Source organism: Amycolatopsis sp. GA6-003, assembly GCF_046267895.1.
Classification (GTDB): domain Bacteria; phylum Actinomycetota; class Actinomycetes; order Mycobacteriales; family Pseudonocardiaceae; genus Amycolatopsis.
The window spans coordinates 3,443,561-3,465,660 of record NZ_CP176499.1; the positions used below are offsets into that span (position 1 = coordinate 3,443,561).

At 68.3% G+C, this 22,100-nt stretch carries 15 protein-coding genes, 2 tRNA genes and 1 riboswitch; of the genes, 6 read left to right on the plus strand and 11 right to left on the minus strand.

Annotation, left to right across the window (positions count from 1 at the left end):
* Nucleotides 1-733: 733 nt before the first annotated feature.
* From F9C12_RS15100 to F9C12_RS15115, 4 genes are all read left to right on the plus strand, one after another.
* Nucleotides 734-1,960, plus strand: coding sequence for a glycine betaine/L-proline ABC transporter ATP-binding protein (locus F9C12_RS15100; protein ID WP_409466289.1), 1,227 nt, complete (start codon nt 734-736; stop codon nt 1,958-1,960).
* Nucleotides 1,953-2,837, plus strand: coding sequence for an ABC transporter permease (locus tag F9C12_RS15105; protein ID WP_409466290.1), 885 nt, complete (start codon nt 1,953-1,955; stop codon nt 2,835-2,837). Before F9C12_RS15100 ends, F9C12_RS15105 begins: the two co-directional genes overlap by 8 nt.
* A 33-nt stretch (nt 2,838-2,870) precedes the next feature.
* Nucleotides 2,871-3,779, plus strand: coding sequence for a glycine betaine ABC transporter substrate-binding protein (locus F9C12_RS15110; protein ID WP_409466291.1), 909 nt, complete (start codon nt 2,871-2,873; stop codon nt 3,777-3,779).
* Between the two features lie 157 nt (nt 3,780-3,936).
* Nucleotides 3,937-4,437, plus strand: coding sequence for a MarR family winged helix-turn-helix transcriptional regulator (locus F9C12_RS15115; protein ID WP_409182604.1), 501 nt, complete (start codon nt 3,937-3,939; stop codon nt 4,435-4,437).
* Here the strand turns inward: F9C12_RS15115 and F9C12_RS15120 are convergent.
* The gene (locus F9C12_RS15120) at nt 4,434-4,922 is read right to left on the minus strand and encodes a TetR family transcriptional regulator (RefSeq protein ID WP_409466292.1); all 489 of its coding nucleotides are present in this window, start codon (nt 4,920-4,922) and stop codon (nt 4,434-4,436) included. The genes F9C12_RS15115 and F9C12_RS15120 overlap by 4 nt on opposite strands.
* A gap of 84 nt (nt 4,923-5,006) precedes the next feature.
* Between F9C12_RS15120 and F9C12_RS15125 the strand changes: the two genes are divergently transcribed.
* Nucleotides 5,007-6,056: an FAD-dependent monooxygenase gene (locus F9C12_RS15125; RefSeq protein WP_409466293.1), complete on the plus strand. Its 1,050-nt coding sequence runs from the start codon at nt 5,007-5,009 to the stop codon at nt 6,054-6,056.
* Between the two features lie 112 nt (nt 6,057-6,168).
* On the opposite strand, the gene F9C12_RS15130 is transcribed toward F9C12_RS15125, so the two are convergent.
* The 3 genes from F9C12_RS15130 to F9C12_RS15140 form a co-directional block, all read right to left on the minus strand.
* Nucleotides 6,169-6,241 (minus strand) — tRNA-Glu (locus F9C12_RS15130).
* A 91-nt stretch (nt 6,242-6,332) separates the two neighbouring features.
* Nucleotides 6,333-6,404, minus strand: a tRNA-Gln gene (locus F9C12_RS15135).
* 49 nt (nt 6,405-6,453) lie between these two features.
* Complete coding sequence (locus tag F9C12_RS15140) at nt 6,454-7,290, minus strand: HAD family hydrolase (RefSeq protein ID WP_409466294.1); 837 nt, start codon at nt 7,288-7,290, stop codon at nt 6,454-6,456.
* A gap of 860 nt (nt 7,291-8,150) precedes the next feature.
* On the opposite strand from F9C12_RS15140, the gene F9C12_RS15145 reads away from it, so the two are divergent.
* Nucleotides 8,151-9,389, plus strand: coding sequence for an FAD-dependent oxidoreductase (locus F9C12_RS15145; protein ID WP_409182608.1), 1,239 nt, complete (start codon nt 8,151-8,153; stop codon nt 9,387-9,389).
* Between the two features lie 729 nt (nt 9,390-10,118).
* On the opposite strand, the gene F9C12_RS15150 is transcribed toward F9C12_RS15145, so the two are convergent.
* The 7 genes from F9C12_RS15150 to F9C12_RS15180 all read right to left on the minus strand — a co-directional run bounded on the left by F9C12_RS15150 (nt 10,119) and on the right by F9C12_RS15180 (nt 21,849).
* Nucleotides 10,119-10,889: a fumarylacetoacetate hydrolase family protein gene (locus F9C12_RS15150; RefSeq protein ID WP_409182609.1), complete on the minus strand. Its 771-nt coding sequence runs from the start codon at nt 10,887-10,889 to the stop codon at nt 10,119-10,121.
* Between the two features lie 241 nt (nt 10,890-11,130).
* Complete coding sequence (cimA, locus tag F9C12_RS15155; protein WP_409182610.1) at nt 11,131-12,792, minus strand: citramalate synthase; 1,662 nt, start codon at nt 12,790-12,792, stop codon at nt 11,131-11,133.
* Nucleotides 12,793-13,002: 210 nt separating this feature from the next.
* Complete coding sequence (locus tag F9C12_RS15160) at nt 13,003-13,815, minus strand: ABC transporter substrate-binding protein (RefSeq protein ID WP_409466295.1); 813 nt, start codon at nt 13,813-13,815, stop codon at nt 13,003-13,005.
* Between the two features lie 184 nt (nt 13,816-13,999).
* Complete coding sequence (locus F9C12_RS15165; protein ID WP_409466296.1) at nt 14,000-14,788, minus strand: ABC transporter ATP-binding protein; 789 nt, start codon at nt 14,786-14,788, stop codon at nt 14,000-14,002.
* The gene (locus F9C12_RS15170) at nt 14,789-15,862 is read right to left on the minus strand and encodes a FecCD family ABC transporter permease (protein WP_409467012.1); all 1,074 of its coding nucleotides are present in this window, start codon (nt 15,860-15,862) and stop codon (nt 14,789-14,791) included.
* Between the two features lie 1,217 nt (nt 15,863-17,079).
* Nucleotides 17,080-17,228, minus strand: a riboswitch (cobalamin riboswitch).
* Nucleotides 17,214-18,254 carry a 3-isopropylmalate dehydrogenase gene (locus tag F9C12_RS15175; protein WP_182892214.1) on the minus strand — a complete coding sequence of 347 codons (1,041 nt, stop codon included), beginning with the start codon at nt 18,252-18,254 and terminating at the stop codon, nt 17,214-17,216. Its footprint overlaps the riboswitch before it by 15 nt.
* 262 nt (nt 18,255-18,516) lie before the next feature.
* Nucleotides 18,517-21,849 (minus strand): S8 family peptidase, encoded by a 3,333-nt coding sequence (locus F9C12_RS15180; RefSeq protein WP_409466297.1) that lies wholly within the window; start codon nt 21,847-21,849, stop codon nt 18,517-18,519.
* Nucleotides 21,850-22,100 lie beyond the last annotated feature (251 nt).

Genomic DNA, 22,100 nt, shown 5'->3' on the forward strand with positions numbered 1-22,100 from the left:
TAACCCGCGCCACCGATTTCCGAAAGCACCAAAGCGTCCGACCCGGCAGGCTCGTCGCAGCCCTGCCCTCTCCTCCCCCACCCGCACCGTCCCGCCTCCGCAGCCGGCGCGGCACCGAACCCACGCCGCCGATTTCCGAAGCAGCACCAGAGCGTTCGACGGGCCGCCGCCAAGATCCGTTGGCACGCCTGCCCGTCCGAACCTCGCGGACCGCGAAGCCTCCACCGGGGCCTCCGCGGCGGGCATTGTCCCCGCCGGACCACATCCGCGCAGCGCGAAGGAAATCGAGGACCCACCCCGCCGTTTCCCTGAGCACACCGGCCATCTCGAGCCCGCGGCCAGTCGATCACCTGTTCCCCCAAGCAACTGCACCTACCGGCGCGAAGCGTTTCCTTGCCGTGTCCGGTCCGGCACCATGCGTGGCCGTCGGGTGTCCGCGGTCACCCGGGCCGCGCACGGTCCACAACAGACTTTCGGGTTGTTATGCGAACGTGACAACCACGCACCGTGGCCACCGGTAATCCAGTCGGGCGAACAGCCGATTCCGGACTGGTTTCGCCAGCGCACACCGTCTTTTCCCCGCCGCCGCACCGGTGTCTCTCGGGCGCGCGCACCGCGCCGGCGAAAGTGGGTGCCGGGCCACGAAAACCGGCCGTCATCGGTGAACCGGTCGCGCGATCGGCTCCGATCAGTGTTGGTCTATGCAATCATGTCGCCCGGCAAAGGACCCCGAATGCGAGAACATGAGACGACTGTGCCGATAGTTCGTGTGGAGAAGCTGTACAAAGTGTTCGGCCGCCGGGCGGAAGAAGCGGTCGGCAAGCTGGAGAACGGCGCGGACCGCGCCGAATTGGACCTGCCCGGCGTGACCGCGGCGGTGATCGACGCCTCCTTCACCGTGGAGCGCGGCGAAATTTTCGTGGTGATGGGACTGTCCGGTTCGGGCAAGTCGACCCTGCTGCGCACCCTGAACGGATTGCTCCCGGCCACCTCCGGCCGGGTTCTGGTGGACGACATCGACCTCACCGACAAGTCCGCGGGACAGGTGCGCGAGCTGCGCCAGCGGCGGATGAGCATGGTGTTCCAGCACTTCGCGCTGTTCCCGCACCGCACCGTCGCGGAGAATGTCGCCTACGGGCTGAGCGTGCAGAACGCGCCGCGCGAGCGGCAGCGCGAACGCACCGCCGAAGCACTGGAGATGGTCGGCCTCACCGGATGGGAGGACCGGTTGCCCGGTCAGCTTTCCGGCGGCATGCGCCAGCGCGTCGGCCTCGCCCGCGCGCTGGCCGCGGACACCGAGATCCTGCTGATGGACGAGGCGTTCAGCGCGCTGGACCCGTTGATCCGCAAGGAGATGCAGGACCAGCTCCTGATCCTGCAGCGACAGCTGGGCAAAACGATCGTGTTCATCACGCACGACCTCAACGAGGCCATGCGCCTCGGCGACCGGATCGCGATGATGCGCGACGGCCGGATCGTGCAGGTTTCGACCGCGCAGGAGATGCTCACCGCGCCGGCCGACGAATACGTCGCGAAGTTCGTGCGCGACGTCGACCGCTCCCGGGTGCTCACCGCGTCGGCCGTCATGGCGCCCGCGGAAATCTCGTTCACCCCGGCCACCACCGTCGCCGAAGCGCGGGAAACGATGCTCCGGAACGAACTTTCCGGCGTGCTCGTCACCGAGGACGGCAAGTTCGCCGGAGCGGTCGACCGCCGCGCGGTGAGCGAGGCCGCCGACCGCGGCACCGAAACGATCGCCGCGCTGGTCGACCGGTCCGCCGCGCGCACCGGCCCGGAAACCCAGATGGCCGAACTGTTCGGCCACGCCGCTTCCGCACCCGCGCCGCTCGCGGTGGTCGACGCCGACGGCACGCTGCTCGGCGCGGTGACCCGCGAGGCGCTGCTGAACGCGCTGAGCACCGGAGAAAACGACGACCAGGAGGTGAACGCCCGTGTCTGACAACGTCCTCGTCGGCGACCTGCCGCAGATTCCCGTCGGCACCTGGTTCAAGGCGGTCATCGACTGGCTGCAGGGCAACATCGGCCCGTTCTTCGATTTCGTCGACAAGATCGTCAACGGCGCGGTCACCGGGCTCGCCTCCGGGCTGACCTGGCTGCCGTGGCCGGTGCTGGTCGTGGTGTTCGCCGGGCTCGGCTGGTGGCTGCGCGGCTGGAAGTTCGGCCTCGGCTCGGCGATCGGGTTCGCGCTCATCGACAGCCTGCGCGAATTCCCGTCCGCGATGCAGACGCTGTCGCAGGTGCTGATTTCCGGCGTGGTCGCGGTGGCGATCGCGGTGCCGGTCGGGATCGCGGCCGCGCGCAACGAAACGGTGAGCCGGCTCGTGAAGCCGATCCTGGACTTCATGCAGACGCTGCCCGCGTTCGTCTACCTGATCCCGGTCATTTTCTTCTTCTCGATCGGCCCGGTGCCGGGCGTGGTGGCGACCGTCGTGTTCTCGCTTCCGCCGGGCGTGCGGCTGACCGAACTCGGCATCCGCCAGGTCGACCCGGAAATGGTCGAGGCGGGCGAGGCGTTCGGCTCGCCGCCGCGGCGGATCCTGCGGGAGATCCAGATCCCGCTCGCGATGCCGTCGATCATGGCCGGCATCAACCAGATCATCATGCTGTCGCTGTCCATGGTCGTGATCTCCGGCATGGTCGGCGCTCCCGGGCTCGGCGCCGAGGTCTACGCCGCGGTCACGAGCCTGAAGCTGGACCTGGGTTTCAACGCCGGTCTCGGCGTTGTCGTGCTGGCCATTTACCTCGACCGGCTCACTTCCTCGCTGGGGGCGCGCTCCGCGGTGGGACGCGCCCTCCGCCGGGCCGACGCGGCCTGATCCACCTCCACCGCAACGAGAAAGGACGAACGAGTGCGCACTTCGAAACGGCTCAGCCGGATCCTCGCCGTGGGCGCCGCCGTGACGGCCCTGGTCGGCCTCACCGCGGCGTGCGGCGGCCGGGAGTCCCAGTCGAACAACAGCCAGGAAGCCAAGAGCGTCACCATCGGCTACATCAACTGGGACGAGGACGTCGCCCTCACCAACCTGTACCAGGCGGTGCTGGAGGAGAAGGGGTACCAGGTCAAGACGCAGATGCTCGACGTCGGCCCGATCTACGCGGGTCTCGCGAAGGGCGACGTCGACCTGTTCCTCGACTCGTGGCTGCCCGCGACGCACAAGCAGTACTGGGACCAGTACCAGAACCAGGTCGAAGACCTCGGCGTCTGGTACGACAACGCGACCCTCAACCTCGCCGTGCCCGACTACGTGAGCGACGTCAACAGCATCGCCGACCTCAAGGACAAGGCGAGCATGTTCGGCGGCAAGATCACCGGCATCGAGGCGAGCGCGGGCGAGACCGGCATCGTGCAGAAGAACGCGATCCCGCAGTACGGCCTCGACGGCGCGATGACCCTGCAGAACTCGTCGACCACCGCGATGCTGGCCGCGCTCGACAGCTCGATCAAGGCGAAGAAGCCGATCGTCGTGACGCTGTGGCACCCGCACTGGGCGTACTCGCGTTACCAGCTCAAGGACCTCAAGGACCCGAAGGGCGCGATGGGCAAGGGCGAGCAGCTGCACGCGCTGGGCCGCAAGGGCTTCGGGAAGGACTTCCCAGCGCTGGCCGCCGTGGCGAAGAGGCTGAAGATGTCCGACGAGGACCTCGGTTCGCTCGAGGACGCGATCCAGAAGGCCCCGAAGGGCCAGGAAAAGACCGCCGCCAAGCAGTGGGCGGATCAGCACAAGCAGTTCGTGGACCAGGCTTTCGCCGGTCTCTGAGCCCGTGCCGCACGACCCCGCCTCCCGTTCGCCGGGACGGCGGGGTCGTTTCTTTTTCAGCAGGCAAGGGCAGCTGAGGTGGCCCGATTCCCGCCTGATTCGTTGCCCAGCACCGTTATCGAGCGGAATCCGCCGCGCGATGCGGCACACTGGGCACATGTCTCGCGCGCCGATCTCTGCCCGCACCGACGTACCCGACGACGTCGACGCGGTCACCGAAGCCGTGCTCACCGCGTCCCGGCTGCTGGTCGCGGTGTCCGCGCGGTCCATCGCCTCCGCGGGCGACCTCATCACGGTGCCGCAGTTCCGGCTCCTGGTGGTGCTGCATTCCCGCGGCCCGCTGAAACAGGCCGCGCTCGCCGAGCACCTCGGCGTCACGCCTTCCACCGCGAGCCGGATGATCGACCGCCTGGTCGCGGTCGCTTTGGTCGCCCGGCTGGGCAATCCGTCGTCCCGGCGCGAGGTCGTCATCGAACTCACCCGCGAAGGCGACCGGATCGTCCGCGTCGTCACCCAGCGGCGCCGGCGCGAAATCGCGGCCATCGTGGAGAAAATGCCCGAATCGGCCCGCCGCGGCCTGGTCGGCGCGCTGACCGCGTTCGCCGAAGCCGGCGGCGAACCACCGGCCGGAAACCCAGCCGAGGCCGTCTGGGTCTAGCTTTCCGCCGCCACCGCGCGAATCCCGGCGGCCACCTCTTTCGCCGACGGGGCCTCCTCCGGGTCGAGCAGCCACTGCACCATCAGCCCGATCACCAGCGCGCTCTGCACCGCCCCGCCGACCCCGGCCCGCGCCTCCCGCAGCCCCTGCACCAGATGCCGCCGGACGTCCGGTGACCGCTCGGCCTGCACGAGCGCCTCGAGCTGCGCGACCCACAGCGCCCGGTGCTCGCCGAAGCTGTCGATCAGCCGCTCGAGCCCCGGCTCGGACAGGTCGAACGACGAATCCGCGACCTGCCCGCCCAGTTCGTCGACCGCCGCGACCAGCGCCTGCGTCAGCAACGCGTCCCGCGACCCGAAGTGGTAGCCGATCGCCGCGTGACTGACCCCGGCCGCGGCCGCGATGTCGCGCACCGTCGTGTTGCCCCAGCCCCGCTCGATCAAGCAGCGCTTCGCCCCGGCCAGCAGATCCTCGCGATTGCCCATGGCGCCAGCGTAGCGGACCTATTGCCCAAATGGTTTATCCGAATGGTTTGACCAAATGGACAAACCGAGGCTACGGTCTCCCCCATGAACGTGCTGATCTCCGGAGCCGGCGTGGCCGGCGCCACCCTCGCCGAACTCCTCACCCGCTCCGGCCACCGCGTGACGATCGCCGAACGCGCCCCCGCCCTCCGGCACACCGGTTACGCAGTGGATTTCCGCGGCGCCGCCTTCGATGTCCTCTCCGAGCTGGGCATCCTCGACGACGTCCGCCGGCACGACACGAAGATGACCGGAACCGCCATCGTGGACCGCGACGGCGTCCAGGTGGACCTGCTGCCCGCCGAAGCTTTCGCGGGCGAGCTGGAGGTGCCGAAGCACGTCCTGAACGAGCTGCTGTACGCCCTGACTGTCGATCATGTCGAGTACCGCTTCGGCACCTCGATCGCGTCGCTGACGCAAACTGAGGCCGCCGTGACCGCCGAACTGACCGACGGCTCGACGGAGACTTACGACCTCGTTTTCGGCGCGGACGGCGTGTACTCGAAGGTCCGCCAACTCGCCTTCGCCCCGCACTCGGCGGTGTTGCAGCACCTAGGCCTCTCGGGTGCGGGCTTCACCATGCCGAACTTCCTCAACCTGGACCACAGCGGCCTCCTCCGCACCTCCGACGGCACCGCGGTCTACCTGTTCAGCTCAGCGGATCCGGATCGTCTCACCGTGAGCCTGTCCTTCGGAACGCCCTCCGGGGCACTGGACCGTCTTCCCCGAGCCGAGCAGGAAGCAGCTACGCGAGCCGCTTTCGCCGGTGACGCTTGGCACACGCCTCGCCTGCTGGCGGCGATGTCGGAAGCGTCGGATTTCTACTTCAGCTCAAGCACGCAGGTGCACCTCGACCGCTGGTCGACCGGGCGGATCGCCCTCGTCGGAGACGCCGGATACTGCGCCGCGCCCACGGCGGGGATGGGCACCTCGCAGGCCCTGCTGGGCGCCCGTTCGCTGGCCCGGCACCTGGCGGACGCGGCGTACCCGGAGGCTTTCGCCGAGTACGAGGCCGAACTCCGGCCGTATGTGGCGGAAAACCAGGCGAATGGCCGCTCGGCGGCGACAATGTTCGGCGGCGCGCGGCAGGATTGATCTTGGCTTTTCGCTCGTCGCCCCCGGCTCTGCGCTGAATCCTCCGGTTTCCGGGCTTTCCCCGCGAACACAACAAAACCCGGTTGACCTTGATGATCAACCGGGCTGGCTGTACCCCCGATGGGATTCGAACCCACGCTACCGGCGTGAGAGGCCGGCGTCCTAGGCCGCTAGACGACGGGGGCTTAGGAACTTCCCCGTTTCCGGGGCGTTTCTTGCGAGAGAGAACTTACCAGAAGCGATTTTCGCGCTTCCGAGAGGGGGTCCTCTCTGCAGCTGGGGTACCAGGACTCGAACCTAGACTAACTGGACCAGAACCAGTCGTGCTGCCAATTACACCATACCCCAGTGAGGTACTTTCCCGGTTGCCCAGGTCAGTGCCGCACGAGAAGAAATACTAGAACATCCCGCCGCGGACCGTCGCAGCGGGGGTCCCCGCCGCGCGCGGGGCGGGGACGCCGACCGTCGCGTACTCCGAAACCAGCAGCTCAGGAAGCTCGTCGAGCCCGGTCACGGTGTGCACCCCCTCCGGCGCGCGCTCGCCGGTGCGACTGGTCCCGTCGCGGTCGAGCCACACCGCGCCGAGCCCGGCGTCGAACGCGCCGATGGCGTCGGTGTCGAGCTTGTCCCCGACGTGCACGGTGCGTTCCGGCGGGCAGTCCAGCGCCAGGCATACCGAGTGGAACATCACCGGATCGGGTTTCGCGACCCCGACTTCGCCCGCGATCGCCACGTGGTCGAAAAACGGCGCGAGCCCGAGTTCCGCGATTTTGCGCCGCTGATGAACCCCTGAGGCGTTCGTCACGGCGGCGAGCCGAAGCCCGGCGGCGCGCAGCCATTCCAGGCACGGAAGAACGTCGTCGAACAGCCGCCAGGACCGAGCCAGAATCTCCAGCCGGCGCGCCTCGAACGCGCTCACTTGCGCGGAATCCCCGAAGATCCCCAACTCGGCGAGGAAACATTCCGTGCGCCGGTGATGCATCACGTCGTAGCCGAGCTTCCCCGCGACGACCAGCGCGACGTGCTCCTCGGTGATCAAATCCCACAACGGCCAAAGATCGTCGCGCCCGGTCAGCGCGTGCAGAGTGCGGCGGATCGCGGCGGTGCAGTCGATCAACGTGTCGTCGATGTCGAGACAGACCAGGCTCAGCTCAGGAGGCGCCCACGGTTCGCGGCCGGCAGCGGCCGGCGGGGCAGCATGAGCACGCGACAGAGCGGCCGGGGCGAAATCCACCCCGTGAGGCTAGGGCACTCGCCGCGTTCGCAACGCGGCCAAAAAGGTGATTACCGCGAAGCCGTTGCCGCTGACCGGCTCTACTGCCGGTGCGCAAAGTGTCCGCCCGGTGACGTTCACCACCGCCCCAGAGGGCCGAGCGGGTGAAAGACGCTTACTCCACGCTCCCCCGAAACTTGCCAATTCAGAACGATCTCCTCCCCCGTTCGCGCCGCTACCCCGTCGTGGGTTCGCCGAGAAACCCAGTCGCCCCAACCCTTTCCCGCCCCGGCGTCCACGCCCCGGCGCCCCCTGACTGTCCTCAAAGCAACAACAACCACGCATAAGTTCCGCCGCCGAACCAACCGCCCGAAATCCCTTTCCGGAAATTGCCGCCGCCTCACCCTTTCCGCCCTCGCCCGAGATCCACATACGTGAACCACGCGCTATTACGCAAACTCCCCACATTCTGGCCCCTGCGCGACAACATCAACTCCGCTGTCGGCGCCAGCCAGTCGACTTCCCGTCCTCCGCGATGCCTCACCCCTCACCGCGTCCGGCAGGCCACCCCGCTCACTCTTCCTTCGCCCCCTCAGCACCCCGACTTCTTCCTCCCCGTCCACCCGTTTCACCCCCGTCCGCACACCTCGCCCCGACGCCCCAACCACTTCCGCCACCACTCCCTGTCCGCCACTCCCCTCCACCGCTCCCCTCCTCCGCTCCCCGCAAGCCGCCCCGCGACGTCCCCCGCACAAACCCCTCCGAAACCCTCGCTCCCTCGCGATCCCCAACGCACCCCATCGGCCGACTTGACGCACCCTCCGCCCAAGGTGCACCATCACCTTATTCAACAGACGATGAATAAGAGGGAGCTGGGGAAGATGACCGAGCACACGGGCTGCGTCATCGTCGGCGGCGGACCGGCAGGCATGGTGGCGGGCTTGCTCCTGGCCCGAGCGGGCGTGGAGGTCACCGTGCTGGAAAAGCACGCGGACTTTCTCCGCGATTTCCGCGGCGACACAGTCCACCCGTCCACCCTCACGCTCCTGGACGAACTGGGCCTCGGCGAGAAATTCGAAGCCCTGCCGCACACCAAGGTGACCACAGTCGGAATCCCGGCCCCGAACGGCGACGCTCTGACCCTCGCCGACCTGTCCCGCCTGAAGGTCCACCGCCCGTACGTAGCGATGGTCCCCCAATGGGATTTCCTGGACCTGCTCGCCGAAACGGCGCAGAAGGAGCCGACCTTCACCCTCCGCCTGGAAACCGAAATGACCGGCCTCCTCCGCTCAGGCCGCCGAGTAACCGGCGTCCGCTACCGCACCGCCGACGGCGCCGAAGGCGAACTGAACGCAAACCTGGTCATCGCCGCGGACGGCCGCTGGTCCCTGGCCCGCCGCTCCGCCGGCCTCACCCCGCGCGAGTACTACACCCCGTTCGACGCCTGGTGGTTCCGGCTTCCCCGCAAGGCGGAGGAACAGGAAGCCACGCTGGTGCCGAGGATGCGCAACCGCCGCTTCGCGGTGCCGTTGCCGCGCAAGGGCTACTACCAGATCGCCTACCTCGCCCCGAAGGGCAAAGACCTCAACGACGCCGGCATCGAAAGCTTCCGCCGCGACGTCACCGAGGTCTGCCCGGAATTCGCCGACCGCGTGCACGAACTGAAGTCGATGGACGACGTCAAGTTCCTCAACGTCCGCCTCAACCGCCTGCACCGCTGGCACGTCGACGGCCTGCTGTGCATCGGAGACGCCGCCCACGCGATGTCCCCGGTAGGAGGCGTCGGAATCAACCTCGCGGTACAAGACGCCGTCGCCGCCGCGAGGCTACTGGCCGACCCGCTCCTCCGAGGCAAACCGACCGAAAAGGACCTCGCCGAAGTCCGCCGCCGTCGCCTCCTGCCGACCGTCGCCGTCCAAGGCCTGCAACGCCTTCTCCACCGCCGCGTGATGGGCCCCGTGATGACCGGCCGCACCGACGGCCCCCCGCCGCAGTTGATCGCCCTGCTCAAGCGCTTCCCGCAACTCTCGCGAGTCCCGGCCTACCTCATCGGCGTAGGCATCCGCCGGGAATCGGCCCCACCCTTCGCCCGCCGCCCCACGGAACCGGCTAGCCGCTGACCCCCCCACCCACCTCGCCGTCAACCAGCACACCATCACCTGCTCACCCACCCACCGGCAACCACCCCCGGCCGGTGGGCCCGGACCACCCAAAGACGCCCCGCTCTCGCCACCCTCCGGCAACGACACCACCGGACACGAGCCGGCCTCGCCCTCAAACGGCAACCGCGAGTCGCTCACCCAGCAGCCGATCCCCCTCGCCACTGAACGGCAAAAGCCCCCGACGACCCAGCAGCCGAGCACCCCACCGGGCACTCTCACCACCCAACGGCAACAGCCCCCACCGCCACCCACCCATGCGGCAACAACCTCTCGCCGCCCAGCGGCAACAACATCGTCACTCACCAACCGAGCGTCAACTCGCCTCAGCCACTGAACGGCAACAGCGCCAACGCCCCACGACCGGAGCGCCCAGTCACCATTCGCCATTCAATGGCAACAGCGCCAACCGCCCACCCCCGGAACGCCAGCCAGCACTCGCCGCTCAACGGCAACAGCACCGACCACCCACTACCGGAACGCCGACCACCATTCGCCACTCAACGGCAACAGCACCGCCAGCTCACCAATCCCGGCACCCGCCAGCCGCCCAACGGCAACAAGCCCGAGCCGCCGCCCAGCCATCCCCCAGGCTCAGAAAAACCAGCCCCGACCAGGGATTCGCCACTAATCGGCAACACCCGAACCCACCCGCCGAGCCACTGTCGCCACTCAACGGCGACGGCCAGCTCAGATGTCCTGCACCGGGTTGGTCAGAGTCCCAATGCCGTCGATCGTGATGGACACCGACTGCCCGTCGACGATCGGGCCGACCCCTTCCGGCGTGCCGGTCAGGATCACGTCGCCGGGAAGAAGCGTCATCACCCGCGACACGAACTCGACCAGTTCGGGCACCTTGTGCACGAGGTCCGACGTCCGGCCGTCCTGCTTCAGCTCGCCGTCGACCTCGCTGCGGAGCGCTAGGTCGGACGGGTCGATCGACGTGTCGATCCACGGACCGAGCGGGCAGAAGGTGTCGAACCCCTTCGCCCGGCCCCACTGGCCGTCGGACTTCTGCAGGTCACGCGCGCTCACGTCGTTCGCGACCGTGTAGCCGAGGATCACGCTGGACGCGCGGGCCGCGGGCACGTTCTTGACCGGCTGTCCGATGACGACCGCGAGCTCGCCCTCGAAGTCGACACGCCCGACGTCCGACGGACGGCGGATCGGAGCGTTCGGCCCGACCACCGTCGTGGACGGCTTGATGAACAGCATCGGCGCGGACGGCACCTCGTTGCCGAACTCCGCCGCGTGCTTCGCGTAGTTCCGGCCGACGGCGATCACCTTCGACGGCAGGATCGGCGCGAGCAGCCGGACGTCGGCCAGCGGCCAGCGCTTGCCGGTGAAGTTCGGCTGGCCGAACGGGTGTTCCGCGATCTCCAGGACCTGGGCATCGTCGCCGTCCCCCTCGATCGAAGCGAACGCGACACCACTGGGATGAGCAATACGAGCTAGACGCACAACACCAGTCTACGTACCCCCACCGACTGTCGCGCACCCCGAGCGTGCGCGACAGTCCCCCTCGCTCCGTTTCGCACGACAGGACCCGTCACACCAGCTGACCGGCCGTCACCGCACCGGCGCGAAAGGACCCGTCACGCCAGCGAAACCACCCACTCCCGCACGAACAGCCACCAGCGATCTGCGCCACCCCAAGACCACCCGGCGCACGTCCAAATCCAACGCACCCGGAAGTCCCGGCTCACCCGCCCACGGAAGCCACCCCCAGCTCAGACACAGACTCCGCCGCGATCGTCAGGCTCTTGTGGACCAACGCGTCGCACATGGCCAGCCAGCTCGCCTCGACGATGTTGCCGTGCACCCCCACCGTCGTCCATTCGTGTTCGCCGTCACTACTTTCGAGAAGCACCCGTGTCACAGCGTCCGTACCAGGATTCGACGGCAGGATCCGCACCTTGTAATCCGCCAGCTCCACGCTGTCCAACCAGGACAGATACGGCGTCAACGCCTGGCGCAACGCCGCGTCGAGGGCGTGCACCGGACCGTTCCCTTCCGCGGTCGCGATGACTCGTTCGCCCGCGACGTGCACCTTCACCGTCGCCTCGGAAACGACCTCGCCGTCCAGGCGGTGGTCCAGCACCACCCGGTACGACTCGAGCTCGAACGGCGGCGGATCCGACTTCTCGCCGGAATCCTCCTCGACCTCGCGGCGCAGCAACAGTCCCAGCGAAGCGTCGGCCGCTTCGAACGACCAGCCCTCCGATTCGAGTTCCTTCACCTTCCGCACCGCGTTCGTCAGTGCGTCGGGACGGCCGGCAAGGTCGACCCCGAGTTCACGTCCCTTGAGCTCGAGGCTGGCCCTGCCGGCCATCTCAGTGACCAGCACTCGCATGCCGTTGCCGACAGAAGACGGATCGATGTGGTTGTACAACAACGGATCCACCTTGATCGCGCTCGCGTGCAGCCCCGCCTTGTGGGCGAAAGCGGACGACCCGACGTAAGCCTGGTGGGTGTCGGGTGCGAGGTTGGCGATTTCGGCCAAGGCATGGGAGACGCGAGTGAGCTCGGCGGCTCCTCCGGTCGGGAGGACGTCCATCCCGAGTTTGGTCACGAGGTTTCCCGTCACGGCGAACAGGTCGGCGTTGCCCGCCCGTTCCCCGTAGCCGTTCGCGGTGCACTGCACGTGCGTCGCGCCGGCCTGTACCGCGGCGACAGAGTTCGCCACGGCACAGGAAGTGTCATCCTGGCAATGGATTCCAAGCCGGAATCCGGTCTTTTCTTTGATTTCTCCTACGGTTTCGGCAAGTCCTAACGGCAGTTGCCCACCGTTGGTGTCGCACAGCACGAGAACATCCGCGCCAGCGTGCGCCGCCGCGTCGAGCACCCGCAGCGAAGTTTCGGGCGAGAAAGAATAGCCGTCAAAAAAGTGTTCCGCGTCAAGGAAAACTCGCCGTCCTTCACCAACGAGGAACGCGACTGTGTCCCGCACCATCGCGCACGCCTCGTCGACATCCACCCGCAGCGCCCGCTCGATGTGCCGAAGGTCCGATTTGGCCACCAAGGTGATGACCGGAGCCTCCGAATCGACCAACGCGCGGACCTGCGGATCTTTGTCCGCGGCAGTGCCCGCCTTGCGCGTCGAGCCGAACGCGACGAGTGCGGCGTGCTTGAGCGGCAGTTCTCCCTTTGCCGCGCGGGAAAAGAACTCCGTGTCCTTCGGCAGCGCACCCGGCCAGCCGCCCTCGATGAACCCGACACCCAATTCGTCCAGCAGCCGCGCGACGGCCAGTTTGTCCGTGACGGAGTAGGTGATTCCTTCGCGCTGAGCACCGTCGCGCAAAGTGGTGTCGTAGAGGTGGAAGGCATCGCCGAGCGGCGTGCCGGCGGGTTCCGTGCGGGTCACGGTGTTCTCCTTGTGGCGGGGCAGAACCTGGTCCAGGCAACAAAAAAACCTCCCGCATGGGTGCGAGAGGTTGCGCGCCGGTAGCTCTTGTGGAGCGTCTATCCGGCGCGCAAGGCAATAATGACGGAGATGGCGGTCATATCGGCCATCATGCCACAGCTTCGCCCGGCTTCCAAGCGCCGGGCGAAGCGTCCCACCTTGTGAGAGCCGTCAGCCGGGCAGATTCGCCAGGTAGCGACCGAATTCTTCGACCGCGGCCGCGTTCCGCGGACCCTCCACCAAAGCCGCGTACGGCAGCGCGAAGAAGCGCCCTTCCTTCACCGCCGGGATGTCGCGCAGACCGGGACGCGAGCGGAGGAAGTTCTCCTTGTCGGCCACGGTGCCGACCTCGCCGCTGTAGTCGTTGATGAGGATGACGTCCGGCGCGCGCTGGACCACGGCCTCCCAGCTGACGCTGGTCCAGCTGTCGTTGAGGTCTGCGAAGATGTTGGCACCACCCGATTTGGTGATGATTTCGTCCGGACCCGCGTTCCGCCCGGAGGTGAACGGCTGGTCACGGCCGTCGTCGTAGAGGAACACCTTCGGCTTCGGCCGTCCGGCCTGAACCGCGTTGGTGACAGCGGCCACCCGCGAGCGGTACTCTTCGATCAAACGTTCTGCACGATCACTGATTCCGAAGATTTTTCCCAGATTGCGCACATCTGTGTACAGCGCGTCGAGCGGTCGCATGATGCCCCGTTGCTTGCCATTCCCATTGCGGCATGCCTCGGTGAGCAAGTAGCTGGAGATCCCCAGCTTCGCCAGGGAATCCGGGGTGAATCCGGTTGCCTCCGAGAAGCCGTAGTTCCAGCCCGCGAACACGAGGTCCGCTCCCGCGCCTTGCACCACCTCACGGTTGATCTTCTCCGCGAGCTTGGGCACCTTGGCGAAATCGGCTTTCCAGGGCGACGAGGCCACGCCCCCGGACTGTCCTTTGTCGACCACGTATCCGGCCATCCGGTCGCCCAGGCCGAGCGCGAACATCAGCTCGGTGATGCCGATGTCGTTCGTAACGACCCGAGAAGGAGGTTTGGACACGGTCAACGACGAACCGCAGTTGGTCACCGTCACCGGAAACCCGGCCGGTGCGGCCCCGCCGTTCCCTTCGGACACCTGAGCACCGCATCCGGTGGCGGCGAGGGCGACCGTCACGAGCAACGCGACTGTCCTACGCATGACTGTCCTCCTGGGACTCGAGCAGGTCGAACAACAACTGCGGACGCCCGGTGGCGGGGTGCGGCACCACATGCCCGCGCACCCCGAACACGTCGGCGAGCAAAGCAGGCGTGAGCACCTCGGCCGGGGTCCCGCTCGCGACGAGGCGGCCGTGGTCGAGCACATGCACCATGTCGCACACGGCGGCGGCCAGGTTCAGGTCGTGGAGCGCGGCCAGCACCGTCGGCCCGCTGGCGCGAGCGAGCGCGAGCACTTCGAGCTGATGCCGGATGTCGAGGTGGTTGGTCGGCTCGTCGAGCACCAGGATCCGAGGCTGCTGCGCGAGTGCCCGCGCGATCAGCACCCGTTGCCGTTCGCCGCCGGACAAGGTGAGCACGCCGCGATCGGCAAGATGCGCCAGCCCGACTTGAGCCAGCGCGTCGGCGCACACCCGATGGTCGGCCGCGCTCATCCGGTCGAGCACCCCGTGATGCGGCATTCGTCCCATCGCCACCACTTCAGCGACGGTGAAGTCGAACTCCGCGTGCGATTCCTGCACGACCGCGGCGATCGCGCGCGCCCTCTTGCGCGGAGCCATGCCGTCCACCGGCTGTCCGTCGACCAGGACCACTCCAGCTGATGGCTTGAGCACTTGGTAAACGGCGCGCAGGGTGGTCGACTTTCCGCTGCCGTTCGGCCCGAGCAGCCCGACGAATTGGCCTTGCCGAGCTTCGAGGGTCACGTCATCGACCAGCTTGCGGCCGGCCGCGGTGACGCTGACGCCGTTGAGCGAGAGGTCCATTCACGCACCTCCGAACACGTAAGAGCGACGGCGCATCAACAGCAGGAACGCCGGCACACCGACCGCCGCGGTAAGCACCCCGATCGGCAACTCCTCCGGCGCGGCGAGCACCCGTGCCGCAACATCCACCCACACCAGGAAAACCGCACCAGCGAGCGGTGCCACGGCGAGCACGCGGCGATGGTCCGCCCCGACGACCAGCCGCACCAGATGCGGAAGGATCAGCCCGACGAATCCGATCGCTCCGCTCACCGCGACCAGAACCCCGGTCATAGCTGCGCAAACGATGAACAAGAGAATCCGCAGCTTCCCGACGTCGACGCCAAGCGTCGTCGCCGCTTCGTCGCCCATGGCGAGCGCGTTGAGCCGGCCGGCCAGCGCCAGCAACAACAAGACCCCGCCGACCACCACGATCGCGGCGACCGGCAACGTGCCCCAATTCGCCCCGGCGAGACTGCCAAGCAGCCAAAACAGCGCTGACCGCGCGGCCTCGCCATTCGGCGCTTGGAAGACGATGACCGTGGTAATCGCGAAAAACCCGTAAGACAAGGTCGTCCCAGTCAGCACCAGCCGCAGCGGTGTGAGCCCTTGCCGCGTACGGGCGACGAGATAAACGATCAAGGTCGCGGCGAGCGCAGCCACGAACGCTCCGGCCGACAACGCATAGATCCCGAGCGAGGCGAAGACGCCGAACAACGTCACCGCCGTCGCCCCGACGGATGCGCCAGAGGAAATCCCCAGCACATACGGCTCGGCGAGCGCGTTGCGCACCATCGCTTGAATCGCGACGCCGACAGTCGACAACCCAGCCCCGACGACCACCGCGAGCAGAACGCGAGGAAGCCGGAGGTCCCAAATGATCCGATAATCCCCGACCTCGTCCGGACCGATCGTCCCGCCGAACAACCCAGCGCGGAGAAAGGCCCACGTGTGAGTGACCGGCACCGCCACCGTCCCGATCCCGACCGCGGCGACAACCGACCCGAGCAACGCCACCGCAAGCCCGAGAAGCACCGGCGTCAACGACCGTCGCCGCTTACCGGCAACATCCCCGACCTGGGATTCGCCACTCAACGGCGACGCAACTTGCTGACCCCGAGCTTCGCCAATCCGCGGCGACTCGACCCGCTTCCTCCGGAATTCGCCAACCGGCGGCGACGCTTGCCCCTCGCCCAAGGATTGGCCATCCAGCGGCGAGACCGCACGAGCGCCGGAGCCAGTCAGTTCACGACTAACCGAGTGCTCGACCAACGACTCGTCAATCGGTGGCTCACCGCGGTGCACCGTGTTGCCGCGAAATGGCGAATCCGCCCCCGCAGCAAAGTCGCTCTGGTGGCGCGAGTCGCGGATACCGCCGTCGCCGCTGGATGGCGAATCGCCTGAACCGCCGTCGCCGTTCAGCGGCGAATGGCCCGAAGCAAGCCGTCCACTGGAACGAGAACCGGCCGACCCACCGTCGCCGCCAGACGGCGAATCGTCCTCGCCACTGCCGCTCGAACTACCCGATGCGTCCTCGCCACCCAGCGGCGAAACACCGGAACCGCCCTCAACCCACGAACTCGAGCCGGCTGGCCCACCTTCGCCTCTCGGTCGCCAAAGGTCCGAGACATCACCACCACGCGAAGCCGACCCGCCCGGCACACTTTCGCCGTTCGGCGGCAAAACACTCGAGACACCGCCAACGTGCGAACTCGAACTGCCCAGCACACCCTCGCCACCAGACGGTAAGGCACTCGAGACATCACCAACACGCGAGGTCGAACTGCCGGGCACATCGTCGCCGTTCAGCGGCGAAAGGTCCGAAGCACCACCAGCAGGCGAACTCAACCCGCTCGGCGCGCCCTCGCCGCTCAGCGGCGAAACGTCCAGAACACCGTCGCCGCCAGACGGCGAAGGAACAGAAGCACCCTCGCCACCAGACGGCGTACGGCCAGAAGCACCCTCCCCATCAACAGGCGAAGCAGCACCAGAACCACCCGCTAGCGAGCCACCACCAGACGGCCCCGAAGCACTCTCGCCACTCAACGGCGAAAAACAGCCGCCCCCGCTACCCCCAGCCGATTCACCCCCGGCAGCAGGCGGCGAAGCCCCATAACCACCGTCGCCAATACCCGGCGACCCCCCAGCCCCGCCCACGACGGCCCCAGCACAACCAGAAGATCGTTCAAACGAAGACGAAGGAGAAGACGAAGACACCACCGGCGACGACCCAATCAAGACATTGGGCCCGCAAAAGACGGCAGCCGCCCGTGGCGGGAGTGTCGTCTCCCGCAGACCACGACGGGAGGGGACGAGGTTCGAGGAACCTCCGCCGGTATCGGGCTCGCCTTCGGCTCCCATGAGGGAGCCGAAGGCCTACCGTTGCGGGTCAGCGCCGGATTTCGACCGGCTTCCGCGGCGGGGGTCCGAAAAGCTCAGGACGGAGTCAGCCGGCCTGACGTGCGTTCGACGAGACCAGCGCCGCGAGGCGGTCGCCGATTGCCTGGGTCGCGCCGGGGGACGACTGGTCGCGCGTGGCGAGATCGAACGCCACCGAGGCTTCGATGCGCCGCGCCGCTTCCTTCTGGCCGAGGTGGTCCAGCAGGAGCGACACCGACAGCACCGCGGCGGTCGGGTCGGCCAGGCCCTGTCCGGCGATGTCCGGCGCGCTGCCGTGCACCGGCTCGAACATGCTCGGGTTCCGGCGCGTGATGTCGAGGTTGCCGCTGGCCGCGAGGCCGATGCCGCCGGTCACCGCGGCCGCGAGGTCGGTGATGATGTCGCCGAACAGGTTGTCGGTGACGATCACGTCGAACCGCGACGGGTCGGTGACCAGGTGGATCGTGGCGGCGTCCACGTGCGAGTACGCGACGGTGACGTCCGGGTGCTCCAGCGAAACCTCTTCGACGATCCGCGACCACAGCGAACCCGCGTGCTCCAGCACGTTGGTCTTGTGCACGAGCGTGAGGTGCTTGCGCGGCCGCTCTTCGGCGCGGTTGAACGCGTCCGCGACCACGCGCCGCACGCCGAAGGCCGTGTTGACGCTGACCTCGGTGGCGATCTCGTGCTCGGTGTCCTTGCGCAGCAGACCGCCGTTGCCCGCGTACGGGCCTTCAGTGCCTTCGCGCACCACGACCATGTCGACGTCCCCGGCGTCGGCCAGCGGGCCGCGCACCCCGGGGTACAGCCGCGCCGGGCGCAGGTTCACGTGGTGGTCCAGTTCGAACCGCAGCCGCAGCAGCAGGCCGCGCTCGAGGATGCCGCTGGGCACCGTCGGGTCGCCGACCGCGCCGAGCAGGATCGCGTCGTGCTGGCGCAGTTCGCCGAGCACCGACTCCGGGAGCAGCTCCCCGGTGGCGTGCCACCGCGAGGCGCCGAGGTCGTAGTTCGTGATCTCCGCCGCCGGTGCTACCTCACCGAGCACCTTGAGCGCCTCGGAGACCACCTCGGGCCCGATCCCGTCCCCTGGGATCACCGCGAGCCGCATCCACACACCTCCGTAGCCCAGGCCACCGGGCGCACCGATGGCCCATTCGCACAAAAACGCCAGCAGCGGAAGGTTACCGGCCGTAGACAAGGTGCCGTAGCCGCACCACCCTTATGCCGCATCCTCCCACAGGGTGAGACACCCGTTCGGGCGAACGGAAACGGGGGCTTGCCCAGGCCGGACAGCCTGCGCAAGCCCCCGCGTCCCGCTATGCGGCCACTTCCGCGGCGCACCTCAAGTTCCCCTCATCGGGTGAACCGGGTCAGCCGCGCGGGACCTCCGATTCGATCCGCACGACCGAGGCGCGCTGCCCGGTCGCGTTGTGGTGCTCGATCGCCAGCAGGCCCTTCGCCTTGTCCCCGGCGACGGCGGCCTTGTTGCGGTTGACCACCAGAGCCGTGCCCGGCTTGGCGACGTAGCCCAGCGCCGCGTCGCCGCCGCCCTGGACCGAGTACGCCGGCGCGAGCGCGTCGAACGACAGCGGAGTGCTGACCTGGTCGATCAACCCGTTCGAGGTACCCGGCGCGACGTAGTACCCGGCGGTGCCGACCGTGTAGCTGATCCGGTGCGACGCCTCCTTCGGGTCGATCCCGAGCGCGGCGATGCTGACCGGCAGCACCATCACGTTCGAGTCGAACACGTTGGTGTCGACGTCGCCGAGCTGGCCGTTGATCGCCTGCAGGTCCACCGACGGGTTGCCCGGCTTGGTCAGCGACACCGTGTTGACGAGCAGCACGTCCGACCCCTTCGCCTTCGTCACGAAGGTTTCGAAGTCCGGCTTGCCGTCGCCGGTGGTGTCGATGTCCACGAACGGCACCGTGTTGCTGCCAAGGTTCGCGAAATCGCTCCAGGTCGTGATGCCGAACGCCAGCGTCGCGTTCTCCGGCTCCCCCTGCGCCTTGGCGAGCGGGGCCGTCGACGCCGCGCCGATGTAGCGCAGGTCGCCGCCCTTCGCGGTGCGGTTGAGGGTGCAGTCGGACGTGACGTGCGAGTCGCATTCCGGCAGCTGCGGCGATTCGGCCTGCAGTTCGAGCACGCTGATCAGCGAGCGGTACCGCTGGGAGCCGCTGCCCTGGTCGATGCCCTTGCCGCCGAGGTTCAGCACGGCCTGGTCGGCGTTCGCGCCGAAGCGCACGCCGCCCGGGGTGGTGATCGCCGAAACCGGTTTCGGCGCCGAGTACACGGCCACCCGCAGCGGAACGGTCGCGCCGTTCTTCGGGGTGAACGCGATCCGGCCCGAAGCGTCGGCCACGAACTGGCGGGCGAGCCCGGCCTGGGAAGCCGCCATGGTCGGGTCGAGAACCTTGCGCAGCGCCTTCGGATCGGTGATCTTCAGCGTCACCTTCACCGTCGCGACCCCGCGCGGGTTCAGCTTCACCGAGGTCTTGTCCACTGTGTACTCAACGCCGGGCAGGCTGTTGACCGCCTCGTAGCCCACCGAGTACTCGGCCGCCTTGACGCCCTTGTTGACCACCTTGATCGTCTTGCTCAAGGTGACCGGACCCGCCGCCTCGACGGTGCCGAACGTGACGCTCACCGCGCCCGGGTCGTCCTGCACGTACGCGAGAACCTGGTTGTCCAGCGCGGCTTTCGCGTCGATCCGGCCGGCGCCCACGCGCTGCGGGCCGTAGGTGTGGCCCGCGCCGTCGGTGATGTCGTGCACCGCGGTGCCCACGACGTCGGCCTTGACCTCCTCGACGCTCCAGTCCGGATGCGCCTGGCGGACCAGCGCCGTGATGCCCGACGTGTGCGGCGCGGCCATCGACGTGCCCGAGATGACCAGCCGCTCGTTGCCGCTGCCGCGGAACGCCGACGTGATCGTGTCGCCAGGCGCGGCGACGTCCGGCTTCACCGACGGACCGCGTCCGCCGCGCGAAGTGAACGAGCTTGGAGTGTCCACAATAGACTGGTCATACGTCTGCAGCGTGGTCCGCCCGGCGCCGTACAGCCGCACGGTCAGCGTGCCCGCGGTCAGCCCCGCCCGCACGGCCTGGGTGGCCTTGCCGGTGAGCTGGAACATCGGAACCGCCGCGTTGCCCGCGATCCCCGCGCCGAAATGCTCCACAGTGGACGAAAGCAGCACGCCCTTGGCGCCCGCGGCCTGCGCGTTGTTGGCCCGCGCGGCAGACCCGCACGGCCGGGTGGCGTCGTTGTCGTCCCACTCCAGCCACGCGATCTTGCCCGCGACCTTCGCCTTGTCCTCAGCCGAATAGGCGGCGCAACCGGCGTTGTTGCCCGCCGAAATCGGCACCACCGGCGCGGTGAGGTCGAGGGTGTCGTAGCCGGTGTACTCCTGGCTGTACTGGCCCGGCTGCGGTCCGGCGGTCGGCGTCTTGACCTCGATCGCGTCCCGCAGTTCGCCCGCGTCGCGGCTGCTGGCCACGGTGAGCGCTTCCGGGGTGTTGCCCGGCGAGCCGGCGATGTCGTTGATGTCGCCGCCGTTGCCCGCCGAGATCACCGGCAGCACGTTGTTCTGCGCGAGCTTGCGCACGAACAGCGAGTCCGGGTCGTCCGGCGCGCCGAAGTCGCTGCCCAGCGACAGGTTCACGACGTCGAGGTGGTCGGTGAAGTCGCCGTCGCCGTCCGGGTCGAGCGCCCAGTCGAGCGCCTGCGAGGTGACGTTCGTGGAACCCTTGCAGCCGAAGACCTTGATCGCGTACAGCAGCGCCTTGGGCGCGGTGCCCGGGCCGATCCGCATGGCGTCGAGGGTCTTCTTGTTCAGCTTCTTGTAGTCGCCGGTGAACGTGCTGCCGTCGGCGTTCACGCCGAAGCCGCCGATCGTGCCCGCGACGTGCGTGCCGTGCTCGCCGCACGCGATCGGGTTGGGGTCCGGTTTCGGCGTCGGCGACCCGGTCTTGCCCGCCGAGTCGTAGTCGTCGCCGACGAGGTCGGTGCCGCCGACCACCTTGGCGCTCGGGAACAGCGGCGACGGCTTGGCCCGGTCGACCGCCTGGTACGCCTCGGGCGTGCCGGGACCGCCGAAGTCGGCGTGGGTGTAGTCGATGCCGTCGTCGATCACGCCGACGCGGATGTTGTCGCCGAACTTGCCCGTTTTCTGCCAGCTGGCAAGCGTGTTGGTGAGCTGTTCGGCACTCGCGTTGGTGCGGTTCTTCGGCACGACCGTGCGCACCGAGACGACGTCCGGCCGTTCCGCGAGCTGGCGGATCTTGGCCGCGTCCGCGGTGACGACCGCGCCGGGCACCGCGTTGGCCGTCTGCGTGACCAGCTTCGTGCCGGCGTCCGCGGACCGCAGCTGTCCGACGACGGAGCTGACCGCCGCGGCGACGTCGGCCTTGGCCGCCTTCGCCGCCTGCTTGGCCTTCTCCTTGCCCTTGCCCTGCTCCTCCTTGAACGCGTCCACCGCGGGTTTCTTCGCCAGCTCGACGAACGCGGTGATCTGGCCCTGCGCCGCGCTCAGCCGGGGCGAAAGCTTGCCCTCGACCTTGCTCGCGTCGATCTTGGCCGGAGCGACCGGCTCGGCCAGCGGCGCGCCCTGCGCGGACGCGGCGGGCACGGCGACGGCCGCCGCCAGCACCACCGCGGAACCCACGACCACCGAGCGGGCAGCCCACCCGGGCAACCGGGTTCTGCTCATGAGTAACCCCTTCTCGAGGCCCGGATCACGAACCTGCCCGCGCTCCCCATTCGCACCCCCGACGGTGAGCACCGGCGCCGCACCGTGCTCTCACGGCGCGTGGTTCAGCCTCGCGGCAAGAACCTAGCTGTCCGAAACCCCTACTTTCGTGCGGAAAAACGTCCGTTACCCGAATGTTGCCGGTGCGGGCGGACGCCAGAACGGCCCCTTCCCCGGGAGTCCGGGAAAGGGGCCGTTCGGCGTGCTGGGGA